This window comes from Bacillus infantis NRRL B-14911 (genome assembly GCF_000473245.1).
In the GTDB taxonomy this organism is placed as follows: domain Bacteria; phylum Bacillota; class Bacilli; order Bacillales; family Cytobacillaceae; genus Bacillus_AB; species Bacillus_AB infantis.
This window is the reverse complement of record NC_022524.1, coordinates 1,332,502-1,351,272: the sequence shown is the minus strand read 5'-3', so window position 1 is coordinate 1,351,272 and position 18,771 is coordinate 1,332,502. Positions and strand designations below refer to the sequence as shown.

Annotated in this window: 21 protein-coding genes; 7 read left to right on the top strand and 14 right to left on the bottom strand. The window is 46.6% G+C overall.

The annotated features are described in order from the left end of the window. Window positions 1–91: 91 nt before the first annotated feature. The 6 genes from argC to N288_RS06935 form a co-directional block, all read right to left on the bottom strand. On the bottom strand, window positions 92–1,123 hold the full coding sequence (argC, locus tag N288_RS06960) for an N-acetyl-gamma-glutamyl-phosphate reductase (protein WP_009794066.1): 1,032 nt from the start codon (window positions 1,121–1,123) through the stop codon (window positions 92–94). A 205-nt stretch (window positions 1,124–1,328) separates the two neighbouring features. Next, the gene (gene mobB, locus N288_RS06955; RefSeq protein WP_009794065.1) at window positions 1,329–1,844 is read right to left on the bottom strand and encodes a molybdopterin-guanine dinucleotide biosynthesis protein B; all 516 of its coding nucleotides are present in this window, start codon (window positions 1,842–1,844) and stop codon (window positions 1,329–1,331) included. Next, window positions 1,838–3,103 (bottom strand): molybdopterin molybdotransferase MoeA, encoded by a 1,266-nt coding sequence (locus N288_RS06950; protein WP_009794064.1) that lies wholly within the window; start codon window positions 3,101–3,103, stop codon window positions 1,838–1,840. Before N288_RS06950 ends, mobB begins: the two co-directional genes overlap by 7 nt. 80 nt (window positions 3,104–3,183) lie before the next feature. Beyond that, the gene (locus N288_RS06945; protein WP_009794063.1) at window positions 3,184–3,522 is read right to left on the bottom strand and encodes a DsrE family protein; all 339 of its coding nucleotides are present in this window, start codon (window positions 3,520–3,522) and stop codon (window positions 3,184–3,186) included. Between the two features lies 1 nt (window position 3,523). After that, window positions 3,524–3,832, bottom strand: coding sequence for a metal-sulfur cluster assembly factor (locus N288_RS06940; RefSeq protein WP_009794062.1), 309 nt, complete (start codon window positions 3,830–3,832; stop codon window positions 3,524–3,526). Between the two features lie 70 nt (window positions 3,833–3,902). Next, window positions 3,903–4,697, bottom strand: coding sequence for a prolyl oligopeptidase family serine peptidase (locus tag N288_RS06935; protein ID WP_009794061.1), 795 nt, complete (start codon window positions 4,695–4,697; stop codon window positions 3,903–3,905). A gap of 272 nt (window positions 4,698–4,969) precedes the next feature. Between N288_RS06935 and N288_RS06930 the strand changes: the two genes are divergently transcribed. The 3 genes from N288_RS06930 to N288_RS06925 all read left to right on the top strand — a co-directional run bounded on the left by N288_RS06930 (window position 4,970) and on the right by N288_RS06925 (window position 6,267). Then, window positions 4,970–5,791 carry a Cof-type HAD-IIB family hydrolase gene (locus N288_RS06930; RefSeq protein WP_009794060.1) on the top strand — a complete coding sequence of 274 codons (822 nt, stop codon included), beginning with the start codon at window positions 4,970–4,972 and terminating at the stop codon, window positions 5,789–5,791. A 129-nt stretch (window positions 5,792–5,920) separates the two neighbouring features. Beyond that, window positions 5,921–6,073, top strand: a complete 153-nt coding sequence (locus tag N288_RS25360; protein WP_009794059.1) for a hypothetical protein — start codon at window positions 5,921–5,923, stop codon at window positions 6,071–6,073. 2 nt (window positions 6,074–6,075) lie between these two features. Then, window positions 6,076–6,267: a DUF3813 domain-containing protein gene (locus tag N288_RS06925; protein WP_009794058.1), complete on the top strand. Its 192-nt coding sequence runs from the start codon at window positions 6,076–6,078 to the stop codon at window positions 6,265–6,267. 41 nt (window positions 6,268–6,308) lie between these two features. Here N288_RS06925 and N288_RS24250 read toward each other — a convergent pair whose 3' ends face one another. Together N288_RS24250 and N288_RS06915 are read right to left on the bottom strand one after the other, a co-directional pair. Beyond that, on the bottom strand, window positions 6,309–7,067 hold the full coding sequence (locus N288_RS24250) for a BsuPI-related putative proteinase inhibitor (RefSeq protein WP_009794057.1): 759 nt from the start codon (window positions 7,065–7,067) through the stop codon (window positions 6,309–6,311). Between the two features lie 18 nt (window positions 7,068–7,085). Continuing rightward, window positions 7,086–7,916, bottom strand: a complete 831-nt coding sequence (locus N288_RS06915) for a YitT family protein (RefSeq protein ID WP_009794056.1) — start codon at window positions 7,914–7,916, stop codon at window positions 7,086–7,088. A gap of 129 nt (window positions 7,917–8,045) precedes the next feature. On the opposite strand from N288_RS06915, the gene N288_RS06910 reads away from it, so the two are divergent. Together N288_RS06910 and N288_RS24615 are read left to right on the top strand one after the other, a co-directional pair. Beyond that, complete coding sequence (locus N288_RS06910) at window positions 8,046–8,906, top strand: DegV family protein (RefSeq protein WP_009794055.1); 861 nt, start codon at window positions 8,046–8,048, stop codon at window positions 8,904–8,906. Window positions 8,907–8,980: 74 nt separating this feature from the next. After that, window positions 8,981–9,112: a DUF3941 domain-containing protein gene (locus N288_RS24615; RefSeq protein WP_009794054.1), complete on the top strand. Its 132-nt coding sequence runs from the start codon at window positions 8,981–8,983 to the stop codon at window positions 9,110–9,112. Window positions 9,113–9,181: 69 nt separating this feature from the next. Here N288_RS24615 and N288_RS06905 read toward each other — a convergent pair whose 3' ends face one another. Continuing rightward, complete coding sequence (locus tag N288_RS06905; protein WP_009794053.1) at window positions 9,182–10,048, bottom strand: CvfB family protein; 867 nt, start codon at window positions 10,046–10,048, stop codon at window positions 9,182–9,184. Between the two features lie 185 nt (window positions 10,049–10,233). Here N288_RS06905 and N288_RS06900 point away from each other — a divergent pair, with 185 nt between their 5' ends. Beyond that, window positions 10,234–10,725, top strand: coding sequence for a YajQ family cyclic di-GMP-binding protein (locus N288_RS06900; RefSeq protein ID WP_009794052.1), 492 nt, complete (start codon window positions 10,234–10,236; stop codon window positions 10,723–10,725). A gap of 171 nt (window positions 10,726–10,896) precedes the next feature. On the opposite strand, the gene N288_RS06895 is transcribed toward N288_RS06900, so the two are convergent. Next, the gene (locus N288_RS06895) at window positions 10,897–11,403 is read right to left on the bottom strand and encodes a GNAT family N-acetyltransferase (protein WP_009794051.1); all 507 of its coding nucleotides are present in this window, start codon (window positions 11,401–11,403) and stop codon (window positions 10,897–10,899) included. A gap of 105 nt (window positions 11,404–11,508) precedes the next feature. On the opposite strand from N288_RS06895, the gene N288_RS06890 reads away from it, so the two are divergent. Further along, window positions 11,509–12,381, top strand: coding sequence for an SDR family oxidoreductase (locus N288_RS06890; protein ID WP_009794050.1), 873 nt, complete (start codon window positions 11,509–11,511; stop codon window positions 12,379–12,381). A 434-nt stretch (window positions 12,382–12,815) separates the two neighbouring features. Here N288_RS06890 and N288_RS06885 read toward each other — a convergent pair whose 3' ends face one another. From N288_RS06885 to N288_RS06870, 4 genes are all read right to left on the bottom strand, one after another. Then, window positions 12,816–13,841 (bottom strand): LacI family DNA-binding transcriptional regulator, encoded by a 1,026-nt coding sequence (locus N288_RS06885; protein ID WP_009794049.1) that lies wholly within the window; start codon window positions 13,839–13,841, stop codon window positions 12,816–12,818. 45 nt (window positions 13,842–13,886) lie between these two features. Further along, window positions 13,887–16,226 (bottom strand): glycoside hydrolase family 31 protein, encoded by a 2,340-nt coding sequence (locus tag N288_RS06880; protein ID WP_009794048.1) that lies wholly within the window; start codon window positions 16,224–16,226, stop codon window positions 13,887–13,889. A 72-nt stretch (window positions 16,227–16,298) separates the two neighbouring features. After that, on the bottom strand, window positions 16,299–17,840 hold the full coding sequence (locus N288_RS06875) for an alpha-amylase family glycosyl hydrolase (protein ID WP_009794047.1): 1,542 nt from the start codon (window positions 17,838–17,840) through the stop codon (window positions 16,299–16,301). An 88-nt stretch (window positions 17,841–17,928) separates the two neighbouring features. Continuing rightward, the gene (locus tag N288_RS06870) at window positions 17,929–18,771 is read right to left on the bottom strand and encodes a sugar ABC transporter permease (protein ID WP_009794046.1); all 843 of its coding nucleotides are present in this window, start codon (window positions 18,769–18,771) and stop codon (window positions 17,929–17,931) included.

Sequence of the window (18,771 nt, the reverse complement as noted above, 5' to 3'; positions counted from 1 at the left end):
AATTTTCTTTTAAAAAACACTAAGCATTTGGCACCAGTAATTGAACAGTCCATAATGCTATAATCGACCAGTTCTTAACGGACGTTTGCCATCATGGAAATACTGGTATGAATTCAAGCCCCGCATTTTCCGGAAATCCGAACATCAGATTGGCATTCTGGACAGCCTGGCCGGCAGCCCCTTTCATCAGGTTATCAATGACTGCTACTATGGTAAGCCTTCCTGTCCGCTTATCTGCGCTAAGTCCGATATCACAATAATTGCTGCCTGTGACCTCCTTGGTGGCAGGGTAATTTCCCTGCTGCCTTACCCTTATAAATGGCGCAGCTTCATAAGCTTCCCGGTATGCGCTTGCTGCTTCTTCTGCTGTAATGCCTTCCTCCAGTTCACCATACATGGTTGCCATGATTCCACGTACGGCAGGAATCAAGTGTGTGCTGAAAGTGATTGGGGAAGTATCTTTATTCCACAGCTTGAGCTGCTGTTCAATTTCAGGTGTATGCTGATGCTCATTCACTTTGTAGATCTTGAAGTTTTCGCTCATTTCCGCAAACATGGTCCCTTTTGAAGGAGAACGGCCGGCACCCGATATACCTGATTTTGCATCGATGATAATTCCCTGCGGCTTTATAAGCCCCCCTAAGAGTGCTGGAGCAAGGCCCAGCAAAGCTGCTGTTGGATAGCATCCGGGATTGGCTATGATATCCGCCCCCTCGATCTTTTCTCTATTCCACTCGCTCAGACCGTATACAGATTCTTCAATCACCGAAACGTCCGGTGGATCTTTCTTGTACCAGGATTTATACTGATCCCCCGGCAGCCTTAAATCCCCGGACAGATCGATGACTTTAATATCCCTTCCTGCAAACTGGCCGGCAAGCTGGCCAGATGCACCTGAAGGAGCTGCCAGAAAGACCACGTCAGATTGCTCTGAAATCTTCTCTATTTCAATTCCCTCTAAAGTTTGCCTGTTTATCTCAAGCAGATGCGGATATTCATTGGAAACAGGTGCTTCCCCCCTGGTAGAGTGTATGGATTGAATCCGGAAATAAGGATGGTGCTGTAAAATGCGGAGAAGCTCTGCCCCGCCGTATCCTGTTGTACCGATAATGGATGCCTTCATGGGCTCCCTCCCTCACCTTTGTATATTTAATCAAATATATTTATAAATATGTATAATGTTTCTCTTATTATAGAAATTTAGCAAAACAAAATCAACCATAAATATGTTAATTTTTAATTAAATATTCAAAATCATGAATGAAAATTCATATCATGCCTGATTCAAATAAAAAAAAGCCGCCCCGAAGGGTGGCTGTTCAACAAATCTATTGAGAAAGACTGATAACATAAGCAGCCAATTTATCTGCTGCTTCCGAAGATGACCAGACAAGATTCTTCCCGAAATAGGGATGCATATCTTCAGGCAAAAGGGGAGTTACGGCAGCATGGATATTGTCAAGACGGGACAAGTCTTCCGCCTCTTCCAGGTTCCGGACAATTACAGCTTTCGGATAGCACTCCTTTTTATATCCTTCGATAAGGATGATGTCAGGCCCGAAAGCAGACATCAGCTGAATAAGCCGCTCCAGGGGCCAGTCCAGCCTGTCAGCCTGGATCAGGATGCTGCCCTCCCCTTCCGCGAGGCTGGCCAGCGCACCAGCTCTCATATGCAAAGAGGTATCTTTATCCTCAAGAACATCCGGTTTCCCCCCATGCCCATGATGCTTGATTGTCACGGCTGCAAACCCTCTCTTTTGCAGCTTTCTTATTACTGCCTGGACAAGCGTTGTCTTCCCGCTGTTCTTGAAACCCACAATCTGAAAAACAACGGGCTTTACCATGGCTGGCTGCTTCCCTGGTCATCCTCGAGCAGCAGCACATGTACTTCATCGCCCCTTTGGTATCCCCTTGTACCGCCGGGAAGCACCATAAGAGCATCTGCCCCCGCCAGGCTCATGACAATATTCGATTTATCCACGCCGCTTGGCACTGAGATGAGCCGGCCATTCTCGTATTCAAGCCTGCTCCGCACAAACCGTGTAAATGGATTCGGTTTTGGGAAGTCTTCCCCAAGAGCAGCCTGCACCATCCGTAAATGAATTTTATCCGTATACAGCATTCCCCGGATCACCGGCCTTACGAACAGCTCGAAACCCACATAGCAGGCAGATGGATTGCCTGACAGCCCAAATAACAGCTTTCCGCCAAGGCGGGCTACAGTTGTGACACTTCCAGGGCGCATGGCCACCTTGTTAAAAAGCACTTCAGCGCCAAGCTTTTGGTATATAGCCGGCAGATAATCATAATCCCCTACCGACACACCGCCTGTAGTGACGAGGATATCGGTTTTTTCAAGCGCTGCCTCTATGGCTGTAAAGCACGTATCAAAATCGTCCGGGAGCTTCCCATAATACTCGCAGGCGGCGCCCGAGCGCTCAATCTGCGCCATCACCATATGGGAATTGCTGTTTCTGATTCGGCCCGGTTCAAGCGCCTCATCCACATCAAGCAGCTCAGTGCCTGTTGCAAACAGCCCGATAGCAGGCTTTTTGGCGACAGGCACTTTGCTGCAGCCGAAGGTGGCCAGCATGGCGATCACACCCGGATTGATTTTTTTTCCTTTTCTGAGCAGGATGTCTCCTTCTTTCGCATCCTCCCCCTGAAAAGAAACATTATCTCCTGATTTAAAGGACCTTTTTATGCTCATAAAATTCTTTCCGTCCCCCTCCTCTGTCCTGGCAAGCTCCAGCATAACCACTGCATCACATTCTGCGGGCATTTGAGCACCTGTCATGATTCTCGCAGCCTGGTATGCTCCCACTTGCACCTTTGCCACATAGCCGGCCCCAATATGGTCCACAACCTCAAATTCCACAGGGCTGTCAGCTGAGGCACCTGCTGTATCAGCTGCCCTGACGGCAAATCCATCATACGGGGAACGGTCAAAATGAGGCACATCATTCGCTGCCTTTAAATCTTCCGCAAGATAACGGCCATAGCTTTGATTGATTGGGACCCATTCAGTTTCCCCGGAAAAATCCATCTGCAGGATTTTATCAATAGCTTCCCTTACAGGGATAGGCTTTCTCCTTTCGACCATGCCTTTTCCACTCCTTATGTATTCATTTTTGAAAGTGCTAAAAAACAGCAGGATATCCTGCTGTTTTCTCCGCTGTCTATTTAAGAAATTGTCAGAACTTCATGACTGGCGGCAAGCTCGACAAAATGGGCCATGCCGCTGATTTTCCCGGCATACAGCTTGTCCCCGACACCATAGTGATCCACGCATGTCTTGCATGCAAAGATGCCGACTCCTTTTTCCTCCAGCTCTTTTGCATGAACCGAAACAAATGATTCCCCTGTCAGGGCATATACGCCGCTATTCATGAAAAAGATTGCCGCAGGAAGCTCCTTCTGCTGCTTCAATAGGGTAAAAAAGGTTTCAAGCACACCGGAGCCAAGCTCTGCATCTCCTTTGCCCAATTGATCGGAGCTGACCAGTATAACCTTGTTTTTCATATTATTGTACGCCCAGGGCTATCTTAGCATAGCGGGACATTTTATCCTTTGTCCATGGCGGGCTCCAGACAATGTTCACTTCTGTATTTTTCACTTCAGGTATATCTGAAAGAGCAGCCTTTACCTGGTCAACAATCGTTCCGGCAAGCGGACAGCCCATGGAAGTGAGCGTCATATCGACTACAGCCGTTCCTTCGTCTTCCATTTTCACATCATATACCAGTCCAAGATTGACTATATCTACACCAAGTTCAGGGTCGACTACAAGCTCAAGGGCCCCCATGATGCTGTCTTTTAATTCCTGATCCATGCTAATCACTCCTTAGCAGTTATTATTAAGCTGATTCTATGATAACAAAAAGCCGCGCTCTTGAAAAAACTTATGACTCCAGGCCGGAAGGTCCATCCCCTAAATACGTTTCAAACCACTCAACCGTTTTGAGCAGCCCTTCTCTTGATACTTTATGCCCGGCGTTTTCGTCTGTCAGAAAGACAAGCTTTTCGGGCATCTCTTCATAGTTTGTTCTAATCGATTCATAAAAATGATAAGTATAGTGATAAGGGACAACCTGGTCTTTCTTTCCGTGCCAAAACAATATCGGCCTCCCTGCAAGTTTTTCAGGCTGCTGGCTGATATCCAGCTCTTTCAGTTTTTGCAGCAGTCCGGCCAGTTCTTCTTCTTTAAAAGGAAGATCAATTCCGTGCTTCTTCAGCTCGTCGATCTGCCAAAGGGCAAACTTCTCATAATAAGGCATGCCCATCAGGCTTACTGCCGTTTTAATCCAGTCATACCGCGTCAGGGCGCCCATGGTAACAATGCCGCCCATCGAGGTTCCGGCAAGTCCTATTTTTTCTTCATCAATCAGGCCCTCTGATGCAAACGCATTTTTAATTACATTCAGCTCTTCTATCTCAGTGAGCACAATTTCCCAGAATTTCACGTTCAGATCATTTCCGGTCAGGCCTGTGCTTCTTTCCCCATGGTAGAGAGCCTCCGGAAGGACAACCCGAAAGCCTTTCTCCGCGAGCAGATAGGCATAATGGAGATTATGCTCTTTCGCACTTGTAAAACCATGTACAAATACAATGAATGGCAGTTTTTCACCGAACTTCTCTTTGTCTGCGAGATGCAGCACAGGAATGCCTTCCACTTTTCTATTTTCAATAATAATCATGGTGTTCCTCCCGCGTTCACATAAAAAAGATCATTTTTTCTTTAAAAATGCGATTTTTTTTACAAAATAAATATTAAATTGGTACGATAGTGGTAAATACACATACAGGAATCGGCTGGGCATGGCAGACTCCCGGACTTCCCGGAAAAAACAGCTTCCCCGGAATTTCCTTATGTAAATTCTTTCTATATCTTTAGTGTAGCATGCTGACATTTATTTGCCTAAAGCTTTACACTGAGATTATCCTAATACAGAAATGAGAAGGAGACTTTATGGCAGAAAAACATTTAATTGCATTGGACTTAGATGGAACCTTATTAAAAGACGATAAAACCATTTCCGCAAAAACAAAGCATGTGATCCAAAAAGCCCGGGAGGCAGGGCATATTGTCATGATTGCAACCGGGAGGCCTTTCAGATCAAGCCAGATGTATTATCATGAAATGGGGCTGGATACTCCTATTGTTAACTTTAACGGCGCCTTTATCCACCACCCTAAGGACAGGAACTGGGGGGTATACCATACCCCAATGGATATAAAAGTGGCAAAGGAAATTGTCGAAGCCTGCAGCGGCTTTTCATTTCACAATATCATTGCAGAAGTGATTGATGAGGTATACTTCCACTACCATGATGAGAAACTGCTCGACGTTTTTGGCATGGGAGACCCTGAAATAACCACGGGAGATTTAAGGAGATTCCTCACAGATTCACCGACCAGTATGCTGATCCATACCGATGAGGAACAAGTCAAAACCATCCGGAGCCATTTATCAGAGGTCCATGCCGAGGTTATTGATCACAGGCGGTGGGCTGCTCCATGGCATGTCATCGAGATCGTAAAATCCGGTTTGAACAAAGCCGTCGGGCTGAAGAAGGCCTCCGACTACTTCCAGATCCCGCCTGAAAGAATCATTGCATTCGGGGACGAAGATAATGACCTGGAGATGCTTGAATATGCCGGACGCGGAATTGCCATGGGCAATGCAATCGATGTGGTGAAAAATGTCGCAAATGAAATGACGCTGACCAATGAGCAGGATGGAATCGGCGTGTATCTCAATGATCTGCTGGGCCTGAACGCCTTAAAATAATTTAACATGGGCCCTGCCGCTGACCGGCAGGGCTTTTCCTCTTGTTCCCTCCTTTAAATAAACATGCCCTGGCGCATAATAACAAAGAGGCAGCAGAGCTGTTTCATATTTCCTTAGGAGGGGATCCGAATGGGCAAACGCAACAAATCGAAACGCTTTGTACAGCAAGGTGCAGATACAGTAAGCAAGCATGATTCCCGCATACCCTATCACACCACATATGCTGAAGCCGAAGCGAGGAAGATGGCGAATGTACAGGAATCTTCTCTTGGAGGAATTTAGCGATGGGAAACAGGCTTTATCAGGAAGCGCAGAGATTTGTCCAGATGGCCTCACAGGCAGGGCCGGCTGAACAGCAGCAGACGATTGCGAAAGCCAAAAACGCACTCCATTCAGCTTATGCGAACTCCACAAGAGCTGAACAGGAGCAGCTTCGCGAGCTGCAGGACCAGCTGGACCAGCTTGCAGGCCGCTGACGAATAAGAGCATGCCCGCAGTGCGGGCATGCTCTTATTAATTATCGGAAATTTTCCAGGACTGCAGCATAGGTATGGATGACCCTGCCTTCTTTATCCTTTTCGTACAAGCTGAGGATGACTGTGCCATTTTCGGGCAAGGATTTTTCCGGTATGTTAATTTTGAAATGGAAAGGCGACCAATCGGGAAATTTTGAATCAGAAGGGCCTGCTGCCTCCCCAGCAAGCACCTGATGGCCGTCTTCGGCTGTATAGTAAAACCTGCCAGTTTCAGCAGCTGCTTCCCCTCTCACCTCATAAACACCATTCTCCCCGCTTACCTCCACTTTCCTGAATGCAGGGTTCTCCTCCGGGACATCGAGCTGGGCTTTATCCCTCAGCACCACTGATGCATGGGTTTCACCTTTCCGTTTGAGCGGGATGGACAACTCGGCTGAATAGGATCCTTCCCCAACCCTTCCAGATGCAGTTTCATAGTCCCAGGATTCGGTCCAGGATACAAATTCCCCGGGATTCAGCTTCAAGTACTGTATGGCCTGCAAAAAGGACTTTCCTGCCGAAGCATCATACACGATTTCACCGCTCTTATCGCGAATGATCAGATCATATCTTTGTGAGGTTGGGAACTCAAAAACCTGTGCCTGATCAGAGCTGTTGATAAGCCCCACCTTAATTTCAGCCGATTCCGGGCCGGGATTCAGGCTCAAGGAAACCTCAGGACCGCCTTCCGCATTTGCGCCTGATCCATTCATCGGGAGTGAAGCAAAGATCATGAACAAGACTGCTGCAATTCTTAACATGACAATACCTCCTTTTTATCAATCTTTCCTGAAAAAGCCGAAAATCCCTGCTGTTTCAACAATATTGGTGAATGCATAAGGATCGACATCCTTTATGATCCTTTCAAGGTCAAAAAGCTCATAGCGGGTGATGACGATGATCATCATTTCTTTATTTTCATTCGTAAAAGCCCCTTTTGCGGGAATGGTCGTAATGCCGCGCACAAGCTTATCGTGGATGGCCTGCTTCAGCTCGGCCGATTTTTTCGTAACAATCATGGCAGTCAGCTTTTCATGCCTTGTATGGATGGCATCGATCACCCTTGTAGATGCATAAAGCGTCACAAGCGTATATAAAGCTTTTTCCCAGCCGTAAAGAAAACCTGCAGTAATGATGATGATGGCATTTAAAGTAAAGAAATATGTACCGACAGGACGGTCTTTCATTCTTGACAGGAGCATCGCGACGATGTCCATTCCTCCAGTGGATGCCCCCCATTTAAGTGTCATCCCTACGCCAACAGCAGCAATGACGCCTCCAAATACTGCATTCAGAAGAATATCCTCTGATACATGGATCACAGGAATGAGCTCCAGGAATAGGGACATAAGGAAAACGCTTAAAAAGCTGTACACCGTGAAAGACCTGCCCACCTTTTTCCATGCAAGGATTGTTACAGGTATATTCAGGACGAACAATAAAATACCTGTTGAAGCAAAGCCGCCCAGAATGCTGGAAAGCAGCTGCGCGACACCTGTGAACCCGCTGGCATAAACATTGGCCGGGATCAGGAAAAAATTCATCGCAATCGCATTAAGGATGGCGCCTATAAGCACCACAACAAATTTCTTGGTTTCTAATAAAATCATACAGAACCCCCTTAAAACACTTGGTGTTTCTTTACCCTATATTGTGTTTTTTCAACACATTTCATTGTATTTTTTCCCTTGATTCTATAAACTAAAAGCATATTAACGTGCTGAAAGCAGGTGACCTATATGTCAGTAAAAATCATGGCTGACAGTGCAAGTGATTTACCATTGCATTTTTTCAAGGACAATGATGTCCTGCTCTTTCCTCTGCAGGTTCTTCTGGATGGGCAGGAATACAAAGACTTGATCACAATTGAACCAAAAAAAGTTTATGATAGCATCAGAAGCGGCCAAACCCCGAAAACCTCCCAGGTTTCTCCAGTAGATTTTGAAAAGGAATTCAGGGAGCTTGCGAGGAGCGGCCGGGAAGGCATCTACATCGCATTTTCCTCCCAGCTTTCCGGTACATACCAGACAGCAGCCATGGTGCGGGATCAGGTAAAAGAAGATTATCCTGACCTTAGCTTGTCCATAATAGACACAAAATGCGCATCTCTTGGAGCGGGATTGATCGTAAAAGAGGCGGCAAGGCTTTCTGCCGAAGGGGCATCACTGGAAGAAATCGAAAAGGATATCCTTTTCCGGAGCCGCCATATGGAACACCTTTTCACTGTCGAAGATCTGGATTATCTCGCAAAAGGCGGGCGTGTTTCCAAGGCTTCCGCTTTTCTCGGAGGCCTGCTGAATATCAAGCCTCTCCTTCATGTAGAAGACGGGAAGCTTGTTCCTATTGAAAAGATCCGTGGAAAAAAGAAGCTGCTCCGCCGAATGATCGAGGTTGCCAAAGAGCGGGGCAAAGGCTTCTCAGGACAGACGATTGCCATCAGCCATGCAGACAATCTTGAAACAGCTGAAGAAGTAAAAGAGATGCTGATCGAGGAGCTCGGAGCCAAGGAGGTATTGATCTCTGACATTGGGGCAGCCATAGGATCCCACACAGGGGCCGGCACTATTGCACTCTTCTTTTTAAATGAAATAGCATCATAAATCTACATACTCCTTCTGATTGCGGCAGACACTAAACCGACGGCGATCAAGCCGGAATAAAGGAGGTTTTTTCTATGCCGCACACTTCAGACAATGATAAAAAAGCACAGGACAATAATGCCCTGAGGCATGAGAAAAATATGATGCGCGAAAAAAACAGAAAAGCCGGGAAGCATCAGTACTCGAAAAAAACTGATCATCTCTAAGCAGCCAGGGCTCTTTATGGATGACTTTCCCGAAACAGAAAAAAGCAAGCGCCCAGCGCTTGCTTTTTTCTATGATTGCTGCTTTATATATGTCCAGCCGTCCTCCTGATAGACCTTCCCTTCCTTCATCAGTCTTCCAAGAGCACGCTTAAAGGATGATTTGCTCATTTGGAAGCGGTCCTGGATTTCGTCTGCCATACTTTTGTCTCCATAAGGCATGGATCCATTCCGCTCTTCCAAATAAGAAAGGACTTTCTGTGAATCAGCGTCAAGCGCCTCCTCTTTACGGGGCAGAAGGGAAATATTGACTGTTCCATCTTCCTTTACGTCAATGATCCGCCCCTCGATTTTCTCGCCAAGGCGAGGCTCTGTCTTCCTCTGGGACTCATGGATAAACCCCTTGAATCCTTCTGCCGTATAAGCCCAGCTGCCTACTTTAGCGGTCCTGTAGATATGGCCGTGGACGTTCTTATTAAAGTCTTTCCGCGTAGCTTTAATGGAAATCTCCTCGATAATGGGGTCCTTCGCATGCTTCACATACACCCGGTTATTTCTATTAACACGGAGGGTGATATAGAGAAGATCGCCCTTCTGCGGCCAGACTGACAGGTGCAGAGGCAAATCTTCCTGGCCGAGAAGCATTTCTTTTTGGATCCCGATATCGATAAATACGCCGAGATCCTCCCTTACATCACTGACCTTTGCCCAGCCATACACTCCCACCCGGATCTCCGGAAGAGTATCCGTTGCCGAGATGCGTTCCCTTGAATCTGTATAAAGGAACACTTCGACCTTTTCATCCACCTCATACTCTTTTGCCGCTTCATTTATATGCAATAATACATCTTCATCACCGTCTGTCAGAAAATAACCGAAAGATGATTTTCTTGATACGGTTAAAGTTGTGACTTGTCCGATATAGTCTGCCAAAGGCATGTAATTTCCTCCTCAATGGCTTTATTGTCTGCTGACAATCTGAAAGTTGTTTGAACTGCTATATTTTACTATAATAAACGAATAAGGTAAAACGGTTTCGAAGAAGGAGCGGCCGGCTTTAGGAAATATCCGGCCAAAGGCTTCAATACAGCCGGTTAAATATAAGGATTAACGGAGGTCTAACCATGTCAAAAGAAAGCTCATTTGATATTGTATCCAAAGTAGATTTATCTGAAGTGACAAATGCAATCAGTATTGCAATGAAAGAAGTCAAGACCCGGTATGACTTTAAGGGCAGTAAAAGTGATATTACCCTTGATAAGGAAGAGCTTGTCCTGATTTCGGACGATGAATATAAGCTTGACCAGCTGAAGGATGTACTGCTCAGCAAAATGATTAAACGCGGAATTCCCATCAAAAATCTGGATTATGGAAAAGTCGAAGCCGCTTCCGGGGGCACAGTGAGGCAGCGCGCTAAGCTTATGCAGGGGATCGATAAAGATAATGCAAAGAAAATCAACACCCTCATCAAAAACAGCGGCCTGAAAGTAAAGAGCCAGGTGCAGGACGACCAGGTCCGGGTAACAGGAAAAAACAGGGACGACCTTCAGCAGGTAATAGCTGCTGTAAGAGAAGCCGACCTGACAGTCGATGTGCAGTTTATAAATTACAGATAGAAAAGCGGAAAAGCCTTGCTCGATAAAGGAACGCGTACTAAGAACGCCACGTCCTGTGGCAACGTCCGCATGACCCACATCCTGTGGGCATCAAGCTTAAGACGAGCAGAGCGGAAGGCGCTTGTTTAGTTAAAATCCCCGGATGCCAGAGGCATGCCGGGGATTTTAATTTTATTTTACAAACACATACATCAAAAGCTCATCAGAATAAGAGCCATCAAAGTTCTTCACATGCCTGATCCTTCTGCCTTCCTCCTGGAATCCCATTTTTTTATATAAATGAATGCCCCGTTCATTATGTGAGAACACTTCCAGGCATACTTTTTCAATGCCCGGCTCCTCTTTAGCCCATTCCAGGCAGGTGCCGATCAGCTGCTTTCCGATGCCTTGATTGCAATATTTTTCTTTAATGGATATTCCGAACATTCCGATGTGGCTGATTTTTTTGCGTGTTTTCCGGGTAAAGTTCAAAACTCCGGCAAGCTCTTCTCCGCTCCAGGCAGTCATAAGCAGATTCCCAGGCCGTCCATGATCAATGATCCATTGCCTCTCTTCTTCAACGGTTGCCTGAAATTCCTCGGGCACCGTCAGCATATTCTCTGATTCATGCAAAATTTGCCGTGTATGGAGAAGCAGCTTTTCAGCATCCTCCTGCCTGGCCCGCCTGACTGTTACCATAAAAAAATCCTCCCCTTTTAAACACAAGAAATTTTTTCCATGTTTTTATCACATACTAGCATGGAATACACCTAATATCTATTAAAAAATTGGAGGTTTTTCACAATGGCGAACGAACAGAAAGATAATCAGAACGGATTCATCCCTCAGCACCAGAACCAGCAGCCGGGGGTTGAGGATAAAATGACCCCAGAGCCTTCTTATATTGATCCGAATTATAAAGGTTCAGGAAAACTTGAGGGCAAAGTGGCTATTGTCACTGGAGGAGACAGCGGGATCGGCAAATCTGTTGCTATTTATTTTGCAAAAGAAGGTGCTGATGTGGCTGTTGTTTATCTGGAAGAAACTGAAGATGCAAAGGAAACCAAACAGGAAGTCGAAGCAGCCGGCCGCAAATGCCTTCTCCTTGCCGGCGACCTTGGAGATGAAAGCTTTGCAAAGGAAGTGGTCTCCAAGACGCTGGATGAGTTCGGGAAGGTAAATATCCTTGTCAATAATGCGGGTGAGCAGCATCCGCAGACAAGTCTGCTGGATATTAGCACAGAACAGCTTGAAAAGACATTCAGGACAAATATTTTCTCTATGTTCCACCTGACAAAGGCTGTACTGCCGCATCTTGACAAAGGAAGCTCTATCATCAATACGGCTTCCATCACAGCGTATGCAGGACATCCTAAGCTGATAGACTATTCTTCCACAAAAGGAGCGATCGTTACATTCACCCGCTCCCTGTCCACAAACCTGGCTGATTCAGGGATCAGAGTCAACGCAGTTGCACCAGGTCCGATCTGGACGCCGCTCATTCCTTCCACCTTCACAGAGGAAGATGTCGCCAAATTCGGAACTGACACACCGCTCGGCAGAGCCGGCCAGCCGTACGAACTGGCACCAGGCTTTGTATACCTCGCAAGCGACGACTCCTCCTACGTATCCGGCCAAATGCTTCATATTAATGGCGGGAAGGTTGTTAATGGTTAGAAAAGCGGAAGGCGCTTGCTCACTAAGGAACGCAGACTAAGAACGCCACGTCCTGTGGCAACGTCTGCATGACCCACATCCTGTGGGCCTCAAGCATAAGACGCTTTAGGATAGAAGGCGTTCTTTGCGTTCTTTGCCTTCAATCCTAAAGTGGCTTATGACTCGAGGGGCTAGCGCCTGGAGCTGGACAAGTAGAAAAGCGGAGGGCGCTGCACCTTTATAAAAACAATTGCAGATCAATCATGCCAGCCGGAAGCACAACTTCCGGCTGGCCTTTTATTATCGGAAAAATGATTATATTATCGAAATCAAAATTTTATTATCGAAATATGCATTTTTTTATCGAAATCCTAACACCAATCACCAATAGCATCACCGTCTTCTGAACCAAAAAAGCTGCCCCGCGGCAATTTGCCGGGAGACAGCTTTTAACCTTATCTTGCAGTAACACTGCAGGAATGCCTTTTAATAATCTGATGCGGAATGATAATCCTTTTGGTCGGCTCTTTTGGATCCTCCACCATCTGGATCAGGCTTTTGGCAGCCTGGTATCCAAGGTCGAAAATATTGATGTCGACTGAGGTCAGCGGCGGCCGGGACATTTCTGACAGAAGGACATTATTGAAGCTGATGATAGAAATATCATCTGGCACGGATATCCCCATTTCATCCAATGTATTAAGCACACCGAGCGCCATAAGATCGTCAGCTACCACCAGGGCTGTCGGGGGCTTTTCAAGCGATAGAAGCTCCCTTACTGCCTCCTGGCCGCCTTCCTTAAGAAATTCTTCATGGATGACGTAATCGTTGTCCAGCTCAATGTCCGCAGCTCTTAGAGCCTTTTCATAGCCCAGCAGGCGCTCAACGGTGACAACCAGATTCAAATCCCCGCCGACAAAGGCTATATGAGTATGCCCCAGCTCAATTAAATAGTCGGTTGCTTCTTTCGCAGCCCTGAAATTGTCGTTGTCAACATGTGTGATTTCCTCTACATCACGGAACGGTTTTCCGATGACGGTGAACGGATAATCTCCATCCTGTAAAAATGACAGGACCTTATCTTCAATTTTCGAATACAGAAGGACGACCCCATCCACCCTGCCGCCCTGCACCATCTGGACAACTCCGTTATAAATTTCTTCATCTGTTTTGCCTGTCGTCATATGAAGGGCATAATGCTTTTCATGGGCACCTTCGCTTATGCCCCTCAGAACAGTCGGGAAAAAAGGATTCTGGAATACGACGTCAGTGGAGCTTGGCATAATTAGTCCAATTGCCTGTGTGGACTGGCTGGCAAGGCTCCTGGCGATGAAATTCGGATGATATCCCAATTTATCCATCGCTTTCCTGACCTTTTGCTTCGTTTTTTCACTGATCCGCGGGCTATTCGCAATCACGCGGGAAACTGTAGAAGGGGCCACATTCGCCAGTTTTGCCACGTCTTTTATGGTAACTGCCATTCCCTTCCCCCCTTATCCATAAGAGTAAACCGCTGCTATTTCTATTTATGAAAGTATAAAATAATGGCGGCCTTCCTCAATTTTTTCAGGGAGCAGCGTGCTGCTTCCTATCTTTAACCGGACATTTTCTCTGCTGTGCACAGCAAGCTGAACAGTGCTCCAGACAGGCTCATAAGTGCCTGCGATTGCAGAGTTCAGATAGACCGTCCCTTCCTCACACTTCACTTTAAAGCAAATCTCCCTATATTCCCCTTCTTCATAAGCGAAAGTTTCCCCGTCATCTTCATAAAGGGTATAAGAGCATTCTGACCCTTCTTCATAATAAAGATGAAGTGTCAGGGGACCTGCTGCACCTGCTTCCCCATGGGCAGCCATCGTTCCTTTTTTGATAAAAATCGGCAGCGTTTCCAAAGGAGCTTTAATCAAATGGTGCTTTTTCCCCTCATAGGTGCTGCCAGTCCAATAGTCTGTCCACATGCCTTCAGGCAGATAGACGGCCCTGTGGAAGGTGCCCGGCTGCATGATCGGGGCAATGATGACATTGTCGCCGATCATGAATTGATCAGATAGATTCCAGGTATGCTCATCCTCCGGGAATTCCAGGAATAATGGCCTCATAACAGGAGTGCCCTCTTTATGAGCCTCGGCAAATAAAGAATAAAGATGGGGCATCCATGTATAGCGGAGCTCAATATATTTTCTAATGATAGCTTCATATTTCTCCCCGAATGCCCATGGTTCCTGCCTTGCTGATCCTAGTACACTGTGATTCCTGAAAAACGGGGTGAATGCGCCTGCCTGTGTCCATCTCGCGAGAAGCTCCCCATTGGAATCATGGGCAAAACCGCCTACATCCGGGCCAGAGAAAGGAATGCCGGAGACGCCAAGGTTCATAACCATTGGCAGCGACATCTGCAGATGTTCCCAGAAGCTCCGGTTATCCCCTGTCCATACGGCCGCATACCGCTGGACACCCGAATATCCTGCACGTGTAAGCAGAAATGGCCGCTTCCCCTTCAAATTTCTCTTCATGCCTTCATATGTCGATTTCCCCATCAGAAGGCCGTAGAGATTATGAAGCTCCTTATGTGTTCGGGGATTTCCATCGTTATCATGCATGACTTTCAAATCCATTGTTTTACTTTCATTAAATACCGCCGGTTCATTCATGTCATTCCAGATGCCTTCAATCCCAAGCTCTGTATAGTACGAATGGAGGCTTCCCCACCAGTCGCGCACTTTTTTGCTTGTGAAATCAGGGAATACACTATTTCCGGGCCAGACGTCTCCGTAATATACATTGCCCTCCAGATATTTGCAGAAAAGATCTTCCTGGATGCCCTGTTTATAGACCATATATTCCGGATCTTCCTTTACGCCCGGATCAACAATCGGAACGATGTGTATGCCCATTTCCTTCAGATCACTGATCATTTTTTCAGGATCAGGGAATTTATCACGGTCAAATGTGAAAACCCTGTATTCATCCATATAATGAATATCCAGATGGATGCTATCCAGCGGAATCCCTTTCTCCTTAAAAGCTGCCGCCAGCTCCATCACTTCCTGCTGGCTTTCATAGCTGTACCGCGATTGGTGGTAGCCGATTGCCCACTTGGCCGGCAGGGGCATTCTGCCTGTCAGCGATGTGTATTGACGAATAACATCCTTCGGCGAAGGTCCAGCCATCAAATAATAATCAAGCTGGCCTCCATCGGCTGAAAAGGAATAAAACTCATCTCCGCGCATATCAAACTCTGCCCGGAAAGTATTATCGAAGAATATGCCATGGGCTTGCCCTTCCCTCAAGGTAAGAAAGAAAGGGATTGACTGGTAGAGCGGATCTGTTTCCGGATTATGCGGGGCATATACGTCACTATTCCACATAACCAGCTTTTCCCCTCTTTTATTAAGAAAGCCCGTTTTCTCTCCAAATCCGTAAAATTGATCGCTCTCCTCCATATTCTTGAAGCAGATGACCTCTTTAGAATGCTTATAGCCCATCCCTTTTTGATTTTCTCCGGCTAAAACCCTGCCTTCTGCATCTGCCACGGTAATTCGAAGAGGGGATTTGGTCAGCTTGACAGTCAGACAAGAGGTTTTCACCTCTGCCTGGTCTCCTGATTCATAATGCTCGAGCTTAACTTCCTGCAGCCCCCCAATGACGGCAGGGCTCGTTCCCGCATCCGCTTCGCCAAAAAAATTCATAGTGATGCGGACGATTTCATTTGCGTAGAATACAATCCTGAGTTCCCCTGTTTCTGTCCGGGCCTTCAGGCCATTCCTGCACTCTTCTATAGCAAGGACATCTCCTGCTTCCTGGTAATCACTGTTTTCTATCTTTCTGCTCTTTCCTGGATGTATGGCAAAACTTGTATCATTCATGTAGCCGACTCCTCCTTCAAATCCCTTCTGATATGACCGGGATTGGGAAGCTGCCGGCAGTGCCGGCTGGGGTCAGGAAACAGGCTTCCTCTTTTTCGACCTTCTCCAAAGAAGGATAATAAAGACGATGAAGGCTGCATAGACCAGTCCCATCACTGCCAGATAAGGGATATTCAAACCTGTCTTCTCTGACAGCGCATAGATTTCGGCTTCTTCCCGGTCAACGATCAGCTTATATTTTCCCTCATCAGACCTTACAAGATCCCCGCCCAAAAGGCCTTTCAGCTGCTTATCGCCTTCAAGCAGGCCGGAATCAAGGGAGACGGTCTGCGTTTTGACGGTATTATTGATGGCCACGACAGTGGTTTCATCCTCATAGGTCCGCTTGTACACTGCCATGCCATCCTTATTGTACAAAGGCTCCATTGTGCCCCTCGTAAGGGATGGTAGCTGCTGCCTTAATGTCCCGATATTCGAGATGTATTCCACAAGCTCCTGGTCTGTCCGGAAATCCATTTGGCGGCGGTTATCGGGATCTTCCCCGCCATCAAGTGCTATTTCACTTCCATAATAAACAATGGGAATCCCCGGTGACGTATACAAATATGTGAGGGCCAGACGCCATCTCGGTCCCGGATGCTCATTGTTGGTTACTGCATCGCGCGTGAAACGAACGGTGTCATGATTGTCCATGAACGTTCCCATTAAATAAGGTTGATCGTATTGGGCCTGATTCCTCTCCCAGCTGGCAAACAGCCAGTCAAAGGGCTGCCCGGGCTTTTCAAATGCCGTGCGCAGATGCCCGTTCAGCGGATAATCGACAAATCCGTCGATCCCTGCTTTCTCATACTGTGCAATATAAGCAGGGTCATCGGTCCATACTTCGCCGAGAAGATAGAAATCCTCCTTGGCGCTTTTTACTTCTTTCGCGAAATCCTCCCAGAAATCAACTGGCACATGTTTGACCGTATCAAGGCGGTATCCGTCAATATCGGTTTCCTCTATCCACCATTTGGCTGCATCCAGGAGATATTGCCTGGCCTCCGGATTCTCCTGTGCGAGGTCAGGAAGATTATAGATCCAACCATTTTCAAGCTCATCCTGATTCTCCCAGTTGGTTATTTCCTTTTGTTCATGGAACCAGTCCTGCTTGTCCGGATCATTCACCCAGGGATGATTGGGTCCGACATGATTGACAACAAAATCAAGGATGATTTTCATATCACGCTTATGGGCTTCTTTTACAAGCTTTTTAAACGTCTCGATAGATCCGAAGTTTTCTTCCGTTTTGTAAAAATCATTGATCCAGTAGCCATGATAGCCGCCTGCTTCATTTTCGAAAATCGGCGTCAGCCAGATGGCTGTAAAGCCCATATCCTTCAGATAATCTAGCTGGTCAATGATACCCTGGAAGTCCCCTCCGTGATAGGCTTTCGGGTCACTTGCGTTTGTTTCCAGGTCATTGCTGAAATCGCCGTTGTTAAAACGGTCGACCATTAGAAAATAAATTGTTTCATCCTGCCATTTACGCTCTTCTTTTTCAACTGCTCCTACCGGTAGGGCGCAAAAAAGAAGAAACGGAATTAAGATGAGAGCCATGACTCCTTTTTTCATCTCCGCTCCTCCTTAAATATCAAGCTGAGCTGCCATAAGGAAACACCCCTTTAAGCAGCCCAGCCCTAAAGTCACTAACCCTTTAAGATTAGCCTTTTGTGCCCCCGGCAGTCAAACCTGAAACGAAATATTTCTGGAAGGATAAGAATAAAATTGAAATCGGGATTGCAATCAGGACAGATCCGGCAGCGAACGTTGTGAATTCGGCTCCATACTGTCTTGATACAAGCTCATACAATCCAACGGCAAGTGTATATTTTTCAGGTGTTCTTAGCATGACCTTTGCCAGGATGAAGTCCGTAAACGGAGCAATAAACGTAAAGAGCGCAACGACTGCAACAATCGGTTTCGCAAGCGGCATGATGATCTGCCAGAAAATCCTGAAGTGGCCTGCTCCATCCATCCTTGCACTTTCATCCAGCTCTTTAGGGATGCTGTCGAGATATCCTTTCATCAGCCAAGTGTTCATTGGAATGGCCCCGCCTACATAAATGAGGATGAGCCCGATATGGGTATCCAGCAGGTTTGTTACCTGTGCAAGGACGAAGATCGCAATCAATGCTGCAAAGTTAGGCACCATCTGAAGAATCAGGAACGTGGTAAGTCCATTTTTCCTGCCGACAAAGCGGTACCGTGAAAAAGAGTAAGCCATCAAGCTGATGGTAATGACAGATGCCAGCATGGTGATCACGCAGATTTTCAACGTGTTCCAATACCAGATCAGATAATTGCTCTCTTCCGGGTTGAATATTGTCTTATAATGGGCAAATGTCGCGTTTTTCGGGATGAGTGATGAATTGGTCAAGCTTGTTCCCGGCGTCAGTGATGCTCCAATGGCCCACAGAATCGGATAAATGATGATGACCGCCATAAAAAGAATGACAAGATAGGTCAGTGACAGCCTGATGAATTTCTCTTTTTTTGTAGTCAT